The sequence below is a fragment of the Rhizobium sp. WYCCWR 11146 genome, assembly GCF_013591995.1.
Classification (GTDB): domain Bacteria; phylum Pseudomonadota; class Alphaproteobacteria; order Rhizobiales; family Rhizobiaceae; genus Rhizobium; species Rhizobium indicum.
Map to the genome: position 1 here is coordinate 86868 of NZ_JACCEY010000001.1, position 16928 is coordinate 103795.

Sequence of the window (16928 nt, forward strand, 5' to 3'; positions counted from 1 at the left end):
CCTCAGCCGGGTGGGATCGTCTCAGACGACCCCTTCCTCGACCGGCTCTGTCCTCGCTGGTTCTACAGTGGCCGGCCGGTTACGGCGCCAGCCGCGCAGCACGACGTAGAAGACCGGCGTCAGGAACAGGCCGAAGATCGTCACACCGAGCATGCCCGAGAAGACGGCGGTGCCGAGCGACTGGCGCATTTCGGCGCCGGGGCCGGTGGCGATGGCAAGCGGCAGAACGCCGAAGATAAAGGCGAATGCCGTCATCAGGATCGGGCGCAGGCGAAGATGGCTGGCCTCGATAGCCGCCTCCACCGGCGACTTGCCCTCGTCTTCCGCCTGCCTGGCGAACTCGACGATCAGAATAGCGTTCTTGGCCGCAAGGCCGATCAGAACAATCAGGCCGATCTGCGTCAGGACATTGTTGTCCATTCCCCTCAGCGAGACCCCGATCAGCGCCGCGAGCACCGCAAGCGGGACGATGAGAATGATCGCGAGCGGCAGAACCCAGCTTTCATATTGCGCCGCCAGCGCCAGGAAGACGAAGACGACGGACAGGGCGAAGATGTAGATGGCGGTGTTGCCGGTGTGGGTTTCCTGATAGGCGAGTTCCGTCCATTCGAAGGTCGTCCCCTGCGGCAGGATCTTCGCTGCTAAGGCCTCCATCTTGGCGATGGCATCGCCCGTCGACGTGCCCGGCGTCGGATTGCCCTGAAGCGGCACCGAGACGTACATGTTGTAGCGCTGGACAAGCGCCGGGCCGCTGGCATCCTGGATGTCCATCAAGGTTCCAAGCGGAACCAGTGCGCCGGTCGCCGAGCGGACCTTCAGGGCAAGGATGTCTTCCCGGTCCATGCGGTATTGCCGGTCGGCTTGGGCTCGAACTTGGTAGACGCGGCCGAACGCATTGAAATCGTTGACGTAGGAGACGCCGAGATTGATGGAAAGGGCGTTGAAGATATTGGGGATCGGCACATTCAGGAAACGTGCCTTGTCGCGGTCGATCGCCAGGAAATATTGCGGGCTTGCATCGGAGAATGTCGTAAAGACGCCGGTCAGCCCCTCGGTCGTTGCCGCCGCACCCATCATCTGCCGGGCGAGGCCGAGGACGCGCGTCATGTCGGCGTTTTCGAGATCGGAAATCTGCATCTTGAAGCCGCCGGAATTGCCGACGCCACGCACGGATGGCGGCGGGATGGCGATGATGAAGGCTTCCTGGATGCTTTGCAGCTTTCCGTAAAGCTCGCCGATGATCTTGTTGGCGTTCTCTCCGCCTTCTTCACGTTCGGCAAAGGATTTGAACGGGACGAAGACGACGCCGGCATTCGAGGCATTGGTGAATGTCGCCCCGCTGAAGCCGGCAAATTGAACGGCATTGCCGACGCCGGGCACGGTGCGGGCGATATCGCCCACCTGTTTGACGACGGCATCGGTACGCGCGAGCGAGGCGCCGTCAGGTAGCTGTATGACGATGATGGCGTAACCCTGGTCCATGGTCGGGATAAAGCCCGCGGGAACTTTCGTGCCCATATACCAGGTCGCTCCGAGCAGGCAGACGAAGGTGACCATCGCGGCTGTCAACCCTACCCAGCTGCTGACCAGATGCCGAACGGTCCATGAATAGCCGGAACTCAGCCGATCGAATCCATGATTGAAGCCGTCCGCAAGCCCTCTTCCCAGACGGGATGCGACATTCGTGCGCTTGGTTTCATGGTCATGGGTTTTCAGTAATATGCCTGCGAGCGCGGGCGACAGTGTGAGCGAATTCAATGCAGAAATTGCAGTGGTGACGGAGATCGTGACCGCGAACTGCCTGTAGAACTGGCCAGAGATGCCTGGAATGAAGGCTGTCGGCACGAACACGGCGATCAACACCAGCGAGATGGCGACGACGGCGGTTCCGACTTCGTCCATCGTGACATGGGACGCCTGCTTCGGCGTCATCCCGCGCGCCAGATTGCGCTCGACGTTTTCCACCACCACGATCGCGTCGTCGACGACGATACCGATCGCGAGGACGAGGCCGAACAGCGTGAGCATGTTGAGCGAGAAGCCGAAGGCGAGCAGGACGGCGAAGGTGCCGATCAGCGATACCGGGATGGCAATGATCGGAATGATCGCGGTTCGCCAGGATTGCAGGAAGACGAGAACGACGATTGCCACCAGGATGGCCGCTTCGGCGATGGTTCTATAGACCTCGTTGATGGAATCCGAGATGAATTCGGTCGTGTCGTAGACGATACGATATTCTAGGCCCGGCGGGAAATTCTGGGAGATGTCCTTCATGAGCGTCTGGACCTGATGCGCAGTGTCCAGGGCGTTGGTTCCCGGCCGGGCGAAGATGCCGAGAGCAACTGCGGGGTCATTGTTGAGATAACTGTTGGTGACGTAATCCTGTGCGCCGAGTTCGATACGGGCGACGTCCTGCAACTGGACGAGCCGGCCTGATGTCGTCGATTTCACGATGACATATCGGAACTCGCGCACGTCGGAGAAGCGGCCGTCCGTTCGCACCGTATATTCGAAAGCATTCTTGCCGGTGACGGGTGGGGCACCGATCTTGCCGCCCGACACCTGGACGTTCTGATCTCTCAACGCGGAGACGACGTCATCGGATGTCATCCCGTAAGCGGAGAGCTTTTCCGGATCCAGCCAGATTCGCATCGAATACTGGCGCTCGCCAAAGATCTGCACGTCGCCGACGCCGTCAAGTCGCACGAGAACGTCGCGGATGCGGTTGCGGGCGTAGTTCGAGACGTAAAGCTGGTCATAGCGGTGCGACGGCGACAGCAGGTGCACCACCATCATCAGATCCGGCGAGCTTTTGTCGGTGGTCACGCCAAGCCGCTGGACTTCCTCGGGAAGACGGGGAAGGGCGATGGAAACGCGGTTCTGGACGAGCACCTGGACCTTGTCGAGATCGGTGCCGAGCTTGAAGGTGATCGTCAGCGACATGGCGCCGTCGGCGCTGGAGTAAGAAGACATATAAAGCATGTCTTCGACGCCGTTGATCTGTTGTTCGAGCGGTGTCGAAACAGTATCGGCGATCGTCTGCGGGTCGGCGCCCGGATAAGAGGTGCGCACGACGATGGTCGGCGGCGCTATCTCCGGATACTGCGATACCGGCAATTGCGTGTAGGCAATGCTGCCGACGACGAGAAAAAGGATCGAGATGACGGCCGCAAAGATCGGCCGGTCCACGAAAAAATGAGCAAATCTCATTGTCCGCTCTCCGCGCCGGCAGTTTCCGGCGGAGCGTCCTGCCGCTCCTGCGGCAGTTCGGTCATCTGAGGCGTGATCTTTGCGCCCGGCCGGGCGCGCATCAGGCCGTTGACGATGATCGTCTCGGTGCCGTCAAGGCCCTCGCGTATGACGCGGTAGCCGTAGAGGCGCGGTCCGGGCCTTACGGGCTTGGTCGAAACCGTGCCGTCTTCGGCGACGACATAAACGACGCGCTCATTCTGGTCCGAGCCGATGGCCTCGTCGGGGACGAGAATGGCCTGGTAGGTGTTGGAGGCTTCGACCTGTATGCGACCGAACAGGCCGGGCTGAAGGACGAGATCAGGATTGGGGAAGCGGGCACGCAGACGAATGGTGCCACTCTCATTGTCGACCCGGTTCTCGGCGAAATCGAGCTTTCCCTTGAACGGTTTGGCACTGGGATCCGAGATCGTGACGGACACATCCAGTCCGCCACCGCCCTGCTGGAGATCCTTGCCCAGTTTGCGCGCCGTGTCGGCGAAATTCAGCAGCCGGCGCTCGTCGACGTCGAAATAGAAATCGATCGGATCGAGCGAAACGATCGTCGTCAGCACAGTCTGGTCGGTCTGCACAAGGTTGCCGGCCGAGATCAGCCGGCGGTCGATGCGGCCGCTGAGCGGCGCCTTGATCTCGGTATATTCCATGTCGAGAGAGGCGCGGTCGGCTGCGGCCTGTGCGCCGCGGACATTGGCCTCGGCCGAATCGAATTCGCGGCGGCGATCATCCAGCGTCTGCGCTGACTGGCTGCCGCTCGAAGTTAGCGATTGCGTGCGCTTATATTGCGCATCGGCAAAGACCAGGGCGGATTGCGCCGATTCGAGTGTGGCCTTTGCCTGATTGAGCGCGGTTACGAACGGCCGCTGATCGATGACGAAGAGCAGATCGCCCTGCTTGACCAATGCGCCGTCCTGGAAATGAATTTCCTGCAGGTAACCACCGACGCGCGATCGAACCGAGACCTCGTCGACCGGCTCGAAGCGGCCGATGAATTCGTCGCTGTCGACGACATCGCGAACGACCGGCTTGGCGACGGTGACGGGCGGGGGCGGCGGGGCGCTCTGGGCCAGCACGGGGAGGGGCATGAATGCGGCGATACAGCCAAGCACCACCATCTGTCGAAGCGCGTAAGTCATACCGGTCCCCCAATCTCGACGGTCGATTTCACTGCCGCCAAACCTAAGATGAAGTGATGCTGTACATGTCTTGCTGCTTTGACCGAGGGTCTCTGCCCCCGTGATTTCCCCGGCGTTCAATCCCTTGGAAAAGGAAGGCCGGCACGCAATGCACATCCGAAAAATCGTAACCCTATGGAATTGGACTATAAACGGCAGCGGCGAAAAATTGCAAATGCCAATTGGTAACGATTCCGGAATCCATCAAAACGTCACAGAGGGTATCAGCTCTCGACGATTTCGTCTTTGCCGGGCGGCAGGGCGGCGAGTTCGGCCCAGTCGAGCTCCTGTTCCAGCATGTGAAAAACATCGTCGTCGATCTCGTCGGCGCGCCGCATCGCCGCCAGTCTGCGGCGTTTGGCGACGATGACGTTGCGGCGCTGCTTGTCGAGCCTGCTGACCTCGCGCGGGTGTTTCCCATCAGCGGTGATTTCGCGCTCGGAGGTGTAGACGTCGCGCAGGATGCGGGTGGATTTGTCCTCGCCGCCGGCGAGTTCGGCAAGGGCCGCATCGATCAACGTGACGCGGGCCTTGGCGAGGTCGCGATCCAGGGAGGTGTCCGGGTCGAATTTCAGGAAACGGATCAGCGGCCCGAGCGTCAGCCCCTGGACGATGAGCGTGCCGAGAACGACGGCCAGCGCGCTGAGCAGGATGATATCGCGATCGGGGAAGTCGATCGGCAGAGCGAGCGCGGTCGCCAGCGTGACGAGGCCGCGCATGCCGCACCAGCCGGCAAGCAGGCTGGTCGCGAAAGTCGGAACGGCTTGTGTCGTGCGTCCGCGCGCGGCGAGAAAGTTGATGACGCGGTTATAGATGAGCACCCAGGCCAGGCGGACGACGATGACGGTGACGAAGACCATGGCGGCGAAGGTGATCGCGAAATTCAGGCGGCCGGGATCGAGGTCGAGGACAATCTGACGGGCCTGCAGACCCATCAGCAGGAAAGCGAGCACGTTGAGCAGAAAGACCGCGGCTTCCCAGACCGAATAGGAATGAATGCGGTGGCGGGCCGTCTGCCGCTCGGGCATGTAGCGGGCGATCACCATCGCATAGACGACGATGGCCAGAATTGCCGAAAGGTGCAGCCGCTCGGCGATGATCCAGGTGCCGAAGGTGGCGACGAATTCGAGCAGGGTGCCGCCGAGCGTGCCGGCAAGCCTCAGGCCGACGACCATATAGAGACGGCCCATGAGATAGCCGAGGATGAGGCCGCCAGGCACGGCAGCCGCCAACTCCGCCAGGGCGCCGGCGAAGAAGGCGGGACTTGCGGCGGCTGCCACCGCAGCGCTGAAGATCAGCAGCGCGACTGCGTCGTTCAGGAGGCTTTCACCCTTCAGGATCACATAGGTCTGGCGCGGCAGGGTGAAGCGGTCGAGCATGGCGGTCGCGGCGGCCGCATCCGGCGGGGCGACGATGGCGCCGAGTGCGACAGCTGCGGCAAGCGGCAGGCCGGCCATCGTCACGCTGACGGTGGCGACGGCTGCGGCCGTCAGGATCACGGCGATGGCGGCGAGCGAGAACAGCGGCAGCCAGTTGCGTCTCAATGTCCTCGGCGGCAGATCATAGGCGGCGTCGAAAAGTACGGGCGCAATCAGCAGCGCTAGCGCAAGCTCGGGATCGATCGCGACCTCGGGCGCCCAGGGCACGGCCGCGACGATGACGCCGGCGATCGCCAGCATTGTCGGATAGGGAATCCGGAATTTCCTGGAGAATTGCAGAAAGACGATCGCCACCAGCAGCAGCGTCAGCATGCTTTCGAAGAACGCCATCGAGCTCCCCAATGCGCGCCTCCGGCGGAGGCTGTTCCTGCCACAGAATTAGGGCGGAGCTGGGCTGCGGCTACCGTCTGGTGCTTGTAAACGGCGAAAGGAGAAACTGCAGGATATGCTTGACCCGGTCTGCGGCATTTTAGCCGCCATTGCTGAATCTGCCGTCCATGCCCTTGTGCAGTGCACATGCTCAATATATCTACCGATATTATAAGGATGCTTATAAATAACGGTCACAGGTTTCATGAACGCCACTCCGACCCTCGGTTTCCTTCTCCACGACGTCGCACGGCTGCTGCGCAAGCGGTTCGAGCAGCGCGCGAAGTGCCTTGGGCTGACACGGTCGCAATGGCAGACGCTTGCCTATCTCTCGAACAATGAAGGCATCCATCAGGGCGGCCTTGCCGAAATCCTGGAAGTCGAGCCGATCACGCTGGTGCGCATTCTCGACAAGCTCGCCGAACGCGGGCTGATCGAGCGCCGCCAGCACCCGACCGACCGGCGCATCTGGCTGCTCTATATGCGCGACGAGGCGCACCCGTTGCTCGCCGAAATGCGCGAGCTCGGCGACACCACCCGCGCAGAAGCGTTGCAAGGCGTTTCGCCAGAGCAGCGCGAGCTGCTTTTCCACATCCTATCCGTAATGAAGACGAACCTGGTTCAGGCATGCCGGAGCCCGGTTGACGAGAACGAGACGAACGATGGCTGATCAATCCTCCCTCCGCGTCGTTGCCGACGCCAATGCCAAGACCGAGACTCCTGTCGAAGACAACGAAGCGAAACAGCAGGAAACGGTAGCCGAAGCGCCTTCATCCAGTTCAGCGCCGGCTGCCGCCGTGGCTGCGCCTGGCGGCAACAAGGTCCGCCGCCGGCGCAGTCTCACGCGGCCGATCCTGTTTGCCCTGCTGCCGGTGGCGCTCGTCGTCGGCGGTTATTATTACGTCAATGGCGGCCAGGTGATGTCGACCGACAACGCCTATATCCAGGCCGACATGGTCGGACTTACCACCGACGTCTCGGGCATCGTCGACCAGATCAACGTACATGAGAACGAGGCGGTCAAGGCGGGGCAGGTGCTCTTCAGCCTGCGGTCGGATTCTTTCAAGATCGCGCTTGATGGCGCCAAGGCGCAGCTCGGCGCGCAGCGCAACCAGATCATGAATCTCAAGGCCAGCTATCAGCAGTCGCTTGCCGAGATCACGCAGGCGCAAGCCGATCTGCCCTATTATCAGGATCAGTTTGACCGGCAGCAAAACCTCGTCAACAACGGTAGCGCGACGCAATCGGCCTATGACGAAGCCAAGCACAATCTGGAAGCCGCGCAGCAGAAGGTGACCGTCGCCAAGGCGGAAGCCGCAACGACGCTCGCCCAGCTTGGCGGCAATGCCGACCAGCCGGTGGAGGAAAACCCGCTCTATCTGCAGGCCAAGTCGCAGGTCGATAATGCCCAGCGCGAACTCGACCACAGCGTCGTCAAGGCACCGTTCGACGGCATCGTCACCAATGTCAACGCGCTGCAGGTCGGCTCCTACCTGCAGGCTTCGCAACAGGCCTTCTCGCTTGTTGCCACCGACCATCTGTGGATCGCCGCCAGCCCGAAGGAAACCGAGCTTACCTATGTCAAGCCCGGTCAGACGGCCGATATCTATGTCGACACCTATCCCGGCGTGACATGGAAGGGCAAGATCGAGAGCATCAGCCCGGCCTCCGGCTCCAGCTTCTCGCTGCTGCCGGCGCAAAATACTACGGGCAACTGGGTGAAGGTCGTCCAGCGTATTCCGATGCGCGTCAGCATCGAGGACACCGACGGCAAGCCGCCGCTACGTGTCGGCATGAGCACGGTGGTCGATGTCGAGACCGGTCATGCCCGCGGCCTGCCTGATTTCGTCAACAAGCTTCTGGGCCGGCCTCAGGGCAAGGATCATGAGTAACGCTGCTGCTTCTCCGGCGACGCCGATTGCCAATCGCGGCGCGATCACGGCCTGCGTCATTCTCGCCGTCATCATGCAGGCGCTGGACACGACGATCGCCAACGTGGCGCTGCCCTATATCCAAGGCAGCGTGTCGGCCTCTGCCGACCAGATCAACTGGGTGCTGACCTCCTATATCGTCGCGGCGGCCATCATGACGCCGCCGTCGGGCTTTCTCGCCGCCAAGTTCGGCCGCAAACGCGTGCTGCTCGTCGCCATTGCCGGCTTCGTGGCGGCCTCCGTTCTCTGCGGCCTGGCGCAATCGCTGAACCAGATCGTCGCGTTTCGCCTGCTGCAGGGCCTGTTTGGGGCATCGCTGGTGCCGCTTTCCCAGGGCATCCTCCTCGACATCTACACGGTCGAGGAGCGCGGCTCGGCGATGGCCCTTTTCGGCGTCTCGGTCATGGTCGGGCCGGTGCTTGGGCCCGTCATCGGCGGCTGGTTGACCGACAATATCAGCTGGCGCTGGGTGTTTTATATCAATGTGCCGATCGGCGCGCTGGCCTTCATGGGCATTGTCGTCTACGTCACCGAGACCAAGAGGGATCTGCTCGCCAAACTGGACTGGTTCGGCTTCGGGATGATGAGCCTCGGCATCGCCGCGCTGCAGCTCTTCCTCGACCGCGGCGAGCAGCTCGACTGGTTCTCTTCCGGTGAGATCATGCTCGAGGCGTTGATCTGCGCCTCAGCCTTCTATCTGCTGATCGTGCATACGCTGACGGCGGAGAAATCCTTCGTGAACCCGAAGCTGTTCCTCGATCAAAATTTCTCGATCAGCATGATCTTCATCTTCGTGGTCGGCATTACCTATCTCGCCTCACTGGCACTGATGACGCCCTATCTGCAGACGCTGATGGGCTATCCCGTCATCACCGCCGGCATCGTCATGGGGCCGCGCGGGCTCGGCACCATGCTCTGCATGTTCATCGTCGGGCGGCTGGTCGGCAAGGTCGATACGCGCGCGTTGCTGGCGCTCGGCTTGGGGCTCACCGCATGGGCGATGTACGACATGACCGGCTGGACACCCGACGTCTCGCAATGGACGATCGTCTCGGTCGGCTTCATCCAGGGCGCCGGCCTCGGCTTTCTGTTCGTGCCGCTGACGACGATCGCTTTTTCCACGCTGCCCGCCCATATGCGCGGCGACGGCACCGGTCTCTACAATTTGTCGCGAAACATCGGCTCGGCGGTCGGCATCTCGATCGTCTCGGCGCTGATCGTCGAAAACACGCAGAGCAATCATGAATCGATCGCCGCCTATGTGACGCCGTTTAACCACGCCTTCAATGCGGTGGCTGCGCAGGGGCTCAGCCCGGTGACGGCGGCCGGCCGTGCTTCGCTCAACGAGATCATCACGCTGCAAGCGACGATCATCGCCTATATGGACGATTTCAAGCTGCTGATGCTGATGTCGCTTGCGGTCATTCCGCTGGTTCTGCTGTTGCGCAAGCCGAAGGCAGCACCCGCCGTCGACCACAGCGCCGTCATGGAATGAACTCCAGGCGTTGCCGCAATTCCGGACGGAAAAACCGCTTCGCACTTTTCCTGGAATTGCTTTAGCGAAACGGCTTGCTGAGATATCGAGATCCCTGAATGCCGAAGCGCCATGGTGCTTCGGCATTTTTCGTGATGCCGATGCGTTTTCCCGAGACGATCGGCACCGGGGCCGACGGCGCGATCGCATAGGGCGGGCGATCGAGCAGCCTGTCATTGATCTCGATGTCGATGCCGAGCGCCTGGCAGAGCTTGCCGGGGCCGCTGCAGAGCGACGTCAGCATATCGGTGCCGCGCCGCTCCATCATTAGAGGGATTCCCGTTTCCGGCTCCAGGGCGCGGATGAGTGCAGCCGAGCCAGGATGGCAGACGAAATTCAGGCACCAGTACATGCCGTAGATGCGGTAGATATAGACATTGCCCGGCTTGCCATACATGGCGCCGTTGCGCTTGGTCGGGCCGCGGAAGCTGTGCGAGGCCTCGTCATCGGGGAAATAGGCTTCGGTCTCGGTGATGCGCCCGCCGACGCCGTCCACGGTCAGATGGCAGCCGAGCAGGTCGCGGGAGACGGCGATCGCATCGCGCTCGAAAAATTCCCTGAGGCTTTCGCCGGTGAGCGTGCCGGCGCCGATCGCGCCTGATATCGTTCCACCATCGGTCATATCAGACGCAGATAACATTCAGCGCGCTCGCCGTCATCCCGAAACCGCTTCATGTTTTTCGGCCAGAGACATCAGCGGCCCGCATTCGGATCGCGCATCGGGATCGAGGATGATGTGACCGAGACCGGGTCGCTCGCCGGGAAGGAATCTTCCAGGCCCTCTTCCAGCTCTTCTTCGAGCAAAGCAGGATCCTTGCTGCGCGCGCCGTCGCCATGGGCAGGTTCGATTGCTGCGGCAAGCAGGGCCTTGGCCCGCAAGACGGCATTTTCCGACGTTAGCTCAGGCGTGCTGCGCAGCGTCACGGCAATGCTGTCTTCGCCTTCGCCGCCGAATTCGACGACGAAGCCGTCTTCCGTCTGGTAGACGGTGATATCGTTGAGTGCCATGGCCGTTCTCCGAGGGCGCTCATATTAGCAAGGCGCAATTTAGTGAAGCGCGTTTTCGGAATTTTGTCGAGCGAAGACCTTTACCAGCCAGTCGATGAAGACGCGCACGCGCGGCGAAAGCTGGCGGTTGCGGGGGTAAAGCAAGGAAACCGGTGTCGGGGTCAGCGGAAAGTCCTGCAGTATCTGGACCAGCGTTCCCGCGGCAAGATCTCCTTCGGCGTGATAGCGTGGGATCTGGATCATGCCGAGGCCCATCCTCGCCGCTGAGATATAGCTTTCGGCGGCGTTGACCGCGATGGTGGCGGGAATGGTGATGTTACGCACCGTGCCGTCGACGGTGAATTCGAGCGGCAGCAGGCTGCCGGTGCCGCTGGAGTGGAAGCCGACCATGCGATGGCCGGCAAGCCGATCGGGATGCTGCGGCAGGCCGTTGCGGGCAATGTAGGCAGGAGAGGCGAGTGTCACCTCATCGAGCATGGCGACGCGCCGGGCGACCATGTCGCTGTCTTGCGGCGTGCCGACGCGCAACACGCAATCGATGCCCTCACGCACCAGATCGATCAGCCGATCGCCCTCACTCATGTAGAATTCGATCTCCGGATAGGTCTCCAGGAAGGACGGCAGGCTCGGCAGTACGAAATGGCGGGCGAGCGTGCCGTGCACGTCGACACGCAGCATGCCCTTCGGCTTGGCGCCGGCAAAGGCTCCTTCGGCTTCCTCGATATCGGCAAGGATCGACAGGCAGCGTTGGTAATAGGCTTCGCCATCAAGCGTCGGACTGACGTGGCGCGTCGTGCGCTGGAGCAGGCGCACGCCGAGGCGGGCTTCCAGCCCCTTGACCGCATCGGTGACAGTCGAGCGTGGCAGACCGGTGTCATCGGCGGCAAGCGTGAAGCTGCGGCGTTCCACGATACGGCAAAACACGCGCATGGCGTCAAATCTGTCCATCTGTTTGTTCGTTATTCTCGGATAGTGATGCCGAAGAATGCCAGATTATCCGCAAAAGGAAAAGGCGCATCTTCTCCTCATCGAAAACGCGCTGCGGCGCAGAATGAAGGAGAAGGACAATGGCTTCCCACGAAAACAGCAAGGTCGCACTGGTGACCGGCGCTTCCCGCGGCATCGGCGCAGCAGTCGCCGAGCGCCTCGCCAAGGACGGTTTCACCGTCGTCATCAATTACTCCGGCAATGCCGCTCCGGCCGAGGAACTGGCAAAGAAGATCGAGCAGGCCGGCGGCAAGGCGCTGACGGCGAAGGCCGATGTCAGCGATGCGGATGCCGTCCGCCGCATGTTCGATGCCGCGGAAACCGCTTTCGGCGGCGTCGACGTGCTCGTCAACAATGCCGGCATCATGATGCTCTCTTCGCTTGCCGAGGCCGATGACGCCAATTTCGATCGCCAGATCAGTGTCAACCTCAAGGGCACCTTCAATACGCTGCGCGAGGCAGCCAGGCGTCTGCGCGACGGCGGCCGGGTCGTCAACTTCTCGACATCCGTCGTCGGCCTGAAGCTCGAAACCTACGGCGTCTATGCCGCTACCAAGGCTGCGGTGGAAACGCTGACGGCGATCATGGCCAAGGAGATGCGTGGCCGCAACATCACCGTCAACGCCGTCGCGCCCGGTCCTGTCGCCACCGAGCTTTTCCTTAACGGCAAGTCGGACGAACTCATCGCCCGCACGGCGAAAATGAACCCGCTGGAACGCCTCGGCACACCGGAAGACATCGCTTCTGCGGTTGCCTTCCTCGCCGGCCCGGACGGCGGCTGGATCAACGGACAGACGCTGCGCGCCAATGGCGGCGTGATCTGACGAAAGACCGGCGGCGGTCTCCAGGCTGCCGCCAACTCAAAGTTTCCACTTCAAGCAATCCCAATCGAACCCAGAAGGAATAGGATCATGAGCAAGCAAGTCATCGTCACAACAGGCGCTTCCAGTGGTTTCGGCGCGCTTACCGCCCGCGCTCTCGCTAAGGCCGGCCACACCGTCTATGCCGGCATGCGCGCCACGGAAAGCCGCAACGCTCCCGCCGTCGCCGATGCGGCTGAATTCGCCAAGGAGAACAATGTCGATCTGCGCTCGGTCGAACTCGATGTCGCCTCCGACGCGTCGGTTGTATCAGGTATCGCCAGGATCATCGCCGATGCGGGTCGCCTTGATGTCATCATCCACAATGCCGGCCATATGTCCTTCGGCCCAGCCGAAGCCTTCACGCCGGAACAGTTCGCCGAACTCTTCGACATCAACGTGCTCTCCACCCAGCGCGTCAACCGCGCGGCACTCCCCTATCTGCGCAAGCAGGGCAAGGGCCTGGTGGTCTGGGTATCGTCGTCGAGCAGCCGCGGCGGCACGCCTCCCTACCTCTCGCCCTATTTCGCCGCCAAGGCGGCGATGGATTCACTTGCCGTCTCCTATGCCGGCGAGCTTACCCGCTGGGGCATCGAGACCTCGATCATCGTGCCCGGCGCCTTCACCAAGGGCACCAACCATTTCGCCCATTCCGGCTCGCCCGCCGATACGGCCCGCGCCGCCGAATACAATGAAGGGCCCTACAAGGGCGTGCCGGAACAGGCGCTGCAGGGCCTGGCAGCGCTCGAACCTGCCGACGCCGATGCCGGCGCGGTTGCCGTCGCCATCGTCGATGTCGTTGGTAAGCCGTTTGGCACCCGGCCGTTCCGCGTCCATATCGATCCGTCCGAGGACGGCGCGGAGATCGTCAACGGCGTCGCCGATCGTGTCCGGGCGGAATTGTTCCGCCGCATCGGTCTCGAGGACCTACTGAAGCCGGCGGCCGGGAATTGAAACCCGGTCCGCCACCGCGCGGGGGAACAAGGAGCCAGCCATCATCGCAATTATGTGAACGTGATTGCGGAATTTTTCCTTACAATCCTGTGGGGAGTGCGTATATCTGCTTTATCGCGAGAGAGTGGAATTCCCTGCCGTTCTCTTTGCGAACCTCCAGAGTCTGCCGCGCCCTTGCTACGGTGCGACAGGCTTGATGTTCAAAGTTGTAGATTGCGGCCCGTCGAAGGTTTCCCCTGCCTTCCGGGCCGTATTTGTTTTGGCGCTCAACCGTCGTTCAGTTTTGCCTCGACCAGAAGTTTCACCAGCCAGTCGACGAAGACGCGGACCTTGTTGCTGAGGTGGCGGTTCGGCGGATAGACGACATAGAGCGGCAGCGGATCGCGGCGCCAGTCCGGCAGCACGCGGACGAGTTCGCCCCTTGCCATCGGCTCGCGCGCCATGAAGATCGGCACCTGCGCGATGCCGAGGCCGGTCAGCGCCGCCGTCAGATAGGTGCGGCTATCGTTGACCGAGGCGATGTAACGCGGGCTGGTCTCGATCACCTCGTTGTGCCGGCGGAATTCGAACGGCAGCGTCCGGTTGTTTTGGGCGCGGAAATAGTTGACGGTGTAATGATCCGCCTCCAGATCCTCGGGCCGCTCGGGCATGCCGAATTTCTGGATGTAGCCCGGAGAAGCGCAGGTGATCATCTCGACTTCGGAGACGCGCCGCGCAATCAGCGACTGGTCGGCCGGCGTGCCGGCGCGCAGCGCGCAATCGACGTTTTCTGCAAGATAATCGACCGTGCGGTCGCCGACACCGAGGTCGATACGGATATCGGGATAACGCTGATAGAAATCGCAAAGTGCCGGAACGACAATCCAATCGGCGAAAGCGCCGGCCATCTCGACACGCAGCCGTCCGCTCGGCAAGCTCTGCGAATTGGAGAGGCTGCCATCGAGTTCTTCCAGTTCCGAAATGATCTGGGCGGCGCGTTCGTAATAAAGCGCACCGTCCGTGGTCACCATGACCCGGCGCGTGGTCCGATTCAAAAGCTTGGTGCGCAGATGCGCTTCCAGGCCCTGGATGAGATTGGTCACCGTCGCCTTGGGCATGGCGAGCATGTCGGCGGCGCGGGTGAAATTGCCCGTCTCCACGACACGAATGAAGACGCGCATTGCCGAGAGCTGATCCATCGGTTTCAAATCCGCAGTTTGCGTTGCACCATTGTTCGAGATCTGGAACAGTGTTATCGCGTTATAGCTTCTTATTCCCTGGTTGGAATAACAATATCTTTTTTGTAGAAAATGCAAGCGGCGGACGTTGTCTGCTTGTGGCCGACAAAAGAGACCGGAAGCATGACGGTGGAATGGAAAGATATGATGCTGGATAAGGTGGCCATCGGCCCCGTTTCCGCACGCATCTACCAGGGCGCCGATTACGGCAAGGGTCCGCCGATCGTGCTTTACCTGCATGGCGGCGCGTTTCTGGATAGCGACAAACACGTCGACCGGCCGGTGGCGATGAGCCTCGCCAAGGCCGGCGCCATCGTCGTTGCCGCCGATTACAGCAGCCTTTCCGGCAACCTGTTTCCAAAGGCGCTGGAAGTCTCCTTCTCCGTTTTCACCTATCTCGCCAACAAACGCGCCGGTCTCGGCGACCGCAAGTCGCTGCTCTTCGTCGCCGGCGAGGAGGCGGGCGGCAATGTCGCCGCCGGCGTGGCGCTGAAGGCGCGCGACCAGATGCCGGACGCGCTCGACGGCCAGGTTCTGATTTCGCCGCTGCTCGATCCCTTCATGGGCACTTCCTCGATCCGCAAGGCTGAAGCCATCGGCATGCGCCAGCGCTGGACGGAAGGTTGGAGCCACTATCTGAGCGGCGGCGGTTGCCATCCTTATGCGGCGCCTTGCCTCTGTTCGCGTATTTCAGGCGTCGCGCCGGCGCTGATATTCACCGCGGAGGATGATCCTCTGCACGACGAAACGATTGGTTACGGTGTCCGCCTGAAACAGGCCGGCGTCGGTGTGCGCCAGCATGTCCTTCCCGCCGGGACGGGCTGGCCCTCGATTTATGGTGGGAAATCCGACGGAGCGCCCGACTGGCAGGAAAACGTCAGCCGCCATTTTGGAAGCTTTCTTCGGGAGGTAAGCGTCCAACCGCAATTGCATTGAAGAAGACCTGATATTTCGGCGGCTTAGAGCCGCAAGGAGAGTACTAATGACGTCCAGAAGTAAGCGCTGGGCCCTGATGGGCGCCGGCATAGGGCTTGTTGCGTCCATTTCCGGCGCTGCATTGTTTTTCGAATTGCCGATGAGCACGACCGCTACAGCTGCTTCCGCCCCCGCGGAGACTCCCGCTGTGCCGGTGACGGTTGCCGTCGTCGCGGCGCGCGACGTGACGGCCTGGGAAAGTTTCTCCGGCCGTCTCGAAGCGGTCGACCGGGTGCAGGTGCGTTCCCGTGTCGCCGGCGCCATCCTTTCGGTGGCCTTCCGCGAAGGGGCGCTGGTCAAGCAGGGCGACCTGCTCTTCACCATCGACCCGGCTCCCTACCAGGCGAGCGTGGCGCAGGCGCAAGGCCAGGTCGCTTCGGCCGAGGCCAAGGTCAGCCTGGCGCAGACCGAACTCGATCGCGGCCGCAGGCTTTCCGACAACCGCACCATCTCCCAGAGCGATCTCGATCAGCGCCAGAGTTCGCTGGCTGAGGCTCAGGCGGGGCTGCGTTCGGCGCAAGCTGCCCTGCAGTCTGCGCAGCTCGATCTCGATTACACTCAAGTGCGGGCTCCGGTTTCCGGCCGCATCGGCAAGATCGAGGTGACTGCCGGTAACCTCGTCGCGGCCGGTTCGACCTCGCCGGCGCTGACGACGCTCGTTTCGGTCGATCCGATCTATGCGAGCTTCAATGCCAGCGAAGAGATGGTGACGCGGGCGCTCGCCCAGCTTCCGCAGACGGACAGCGCCCTGCCTCCCGTCGAGCAGATCCCGGTCGAAGTCGGCACGCTGACCGACAGCGGCACGCCGATCAAGGGCAAGCTGCAACTGATCGACAACGAGGTCGATGCATCAAGCGGCACGATCGGCGTTCGCGCCGTCTTCGATAATCCGGGCGGGCGTCTCATCCCCGGCCAGTTCGTGCGGGTGCGCATGGGCCAGCCGAAGGCCGAGAACAAGATCGTCATCAGTGACCGCGCCGTCGGCACCGACCAGGACAAGAAGTTCGTCTTCGTCGTCGATGGCGAGAACAAGGTCGCCTATCGGCAGGTCCAGCTCGGCACAGTGGCTGACGGTCAGCGGGTGGTCGAAGGCGGCCTGAACGTCGGCGAGAAGATCGTCGTCAACGGTCTGCAGCGCATCCGTCCAGGCGCAGTCGTCGCGCCTCAGATGGAAGAGAAGGTCGCGACCGCGCAGTAAAGACTTTCGCCTTCCCCTGAGGGGGAGGGCCAATA

At 62.0% G+C, this 16928-nt stretch carries 14 protein-coding genes; 7 read left to right on the plus strand and 7 right to left on the minus strand.

Annotated elements, in window-relative coordinates; genetic code table 11:
• Nucleotides 1-21 precede the first annotated feature (21 nt).
• The 3 genes from HX899_RS00380 to HX899_RS00390 all read right to left on the minus strand — a co-directional run bounded on the left by HX899_RS00380 (nucleotide 22) and on the right by HX899_RS00390 (nucleotide 6190).
• Nucleotides 22-3210 carry an efflux RND transporter permease subunit gene (locus HX899_RS00380; protein ID WP_138330171.1) on the minus strand — a complete coding sequence of 1063 codons (3189 nt, stop codon included), beginning with the start codon at nucleotides 3208-3210 and terminating at the stop codon, nucleotides 22-24.
• Nucleotides 3207-4382 carry an efflux RND transporter periplasmic adaptor subunit gene (locus tag HX899_RS00385; RefSeq protein ID WP_138330172.1) on the minus strand — a complete coding sequence of 392 codons (1176 nt, stop codon included), beginning with the start codon at nucleotides 4380-4382 and terminating at the stop codon, nucleotides 3207-3209. Before HX899_RS00385 ends, HX899_RS00380 begins: the two co-directional genes overlap by 4 nt.
• A 263-nt stretch (nucleotides 4383-4645) precedes the next feature.
• Nucleotides 4646-6190, minus strand: a complete 1545-nt coding sequence (locus HX899_RS00390) for a sodium:proton antiporter (protein WP_181291411.1) — start codon at nucleotides 6188-6190, stop codon at nucleotides 4646-4648.
• Nucleotides 6191-6434: 244 nt separating this feature from the next.
• Here HX899_RS00390 and HX899_RS00395 point away from each other — a divergent pair, with 244 nt between their 5' ends.
• Genes HX899_RS00395 through HX899_RS00405 form a run of 3 tightly spaced genes read left to right on the plus strand, consistent with a single transcriptional unit; the run spans nucleotide 6435 to nucleotide 9655 of the window.
• Nucleotides 6435-6899, plus strand: coding sequence for a MarR family winged helix-turn-helix transcriptional regulator (locus tag HX899_RS00395; protein ID WP_003562008.1), 465 nt, complete (start codon nucleotides 6435-6437; stop codon nucleotides 6897-6899).
• On the plus strand, nucleotides 6892-8121 hold the full coding sequence (locus HX899_RS00400; RefSeq protein ID WP_181291412.1) for an HlyD family secretion protein: 1230 nt from the start codon (nucleotides 6892-6894) through the stop codon (nucleotides 8119-8121). The genes HX899_RS00395 and HX899_RS00400 overlap by 8 nt, the downstream gene beginning before the upstream one ends.
• The gene (locus tag HX899_RS00405) at nucleotides 8114-9655 is read left to right on the plus strand and encodes a DHA2 family efflux MFS transporter permease subunit (protein WP_138330175.1); all 1542 of its coding nucleotides are present in this window, start codon (nucleotides 8114-8116) and stop codon (nucleotides 9653-9655) included. The genes HX899_RS00400 and HX899_RS00405 overlap by 8 nt, the downstream gene beginning before the upstream one ends.
• Before the next feature lie 61 nt (nucleotides 9656-9716).
• Here HX899_RS00405 and HX899_RS00410 read toward each other — a convergent pair whose 3' ends face one another.
• The 3 genes from HX899_RS00410 to HX899_RS00420 are packed head-to-tail and all read right to left on the minus strand — an operon-like array spanning nucleotide 9717 to nucleotide 11650.
• On the minus strand, nucleotides 9717-10334 hold the full coding sequence (locus tag HX899_RS00410) for a DNA-3-methyladenine glycosylase (RefSeq protein WP_138330176.1): 618 nt from the start codon (nucleotides 10332-10334) through the stop codon (nucleotides 9717-9719).
• A gap of 53 nt (nucleotides 10335-10387) precedes the next feature.
• Nucleotides 10388-10702 (minus strand): hypothetical protein, encoded by a 315-nt coding sequence (locus HX899_RS00415; RefSeq protein WP_012758722.1) that lies wholly within the window; start codon nucleotides 10700-10702, stop codon nucleotides 10388-10390.
• Nucleotides 10703-10741: 39 nt separating this feature from the next.
• On the minus strand, nucleotides 10742-11650 hold the full coding sequence (locus HX899_RS00420) for a LysR family transcriptional regulator (protein ID WP_138386775.1): 909 nt from the start codon (nucleotides 11648-11650) through the stop codon (nucleotides 10742-10744).
• 119 nt (nucleotides 11651-11769) lie between these two features.
• Between HX899_RS00420 and HX899_RS00425 the strand changes: the two genes are divergently transcribed.
• Together HX899_RS00425 and HX899_RS00430 are read left to right on the plus strand one after the other, a co-directional pair.
• On the plus strand, nucleotides 11770-12513 hold the full coding sequence (locus HX899_RS00425; RefSeq protein WP_181291413.1) for an SDR family oxidoreductase: 744 nt from the start codon (nucleotides 11770-11772) through the stop codon (nucleotides 12511-12513).
• An 87-nt stretch (nucleotides 12514-12600) separates the two neighbouring features.
• Nucleotides 12601-13503, plus strand: a complete 903-nt coding sequence (locus HX899_RS00430) for an SDR family oxidoreductase (protein ID WP_181291414.1) — start codon at nucleotides 12601-12603, stop codon at nucleotides 13501-13503.
• A 266-nt stretch (nucleotides 13504-13769) separates the two neighbouring features.
• Here the strand turns inward: HX899_RS00430 and HX899_RS00435 are convergent, their stop codons facing one another.
• Nucleotides 13770-14681 carry a LysR family transcriptional regulator gene (locus tag HX899_RS00435; protein WP_138330180.1) on the minus strand — a complete coding sequence of 304 codons (912 nt, stop codon included), beginning with the start codon at nucleotides 14679-14681 and terminating at the stop codon, nucleotides 13770-13772.
• Nucleotides 14682-14843: 162 nt separating this feature from the next.
• On the opposite strand from HX899_RS00435, the gene HX899_RS00440 reads away from it, so the two are divergent.
• Nucleotides 14844-15656: an alpha/beta hydrolase fold domain-containing protein gene (locus tag HX899_RS00440; protein WP_029872452.1), complete on the plus strand. Its 813-nt coding sequence runs from the start codon at nucleotides 14844-14846 to the stop codon at nucleotides 15654-15656.
• Nucleotides 15657-15702: 46 nt separating this feature from the next.
• Complete coding sequence (locus HX899_RS00445) at nucleotides 15703-16893, plus strand: efflux RND transporter periplasmic adaptor subunit (protein ID WP_171598546.1); 1191 nt, start codon at nucleotides 15703-15705, stop codon at nucleotides 16891-16893.
• The last annotated feature ends 35 nt before the right edge of the window (nucleotides 16894-16928 follow it).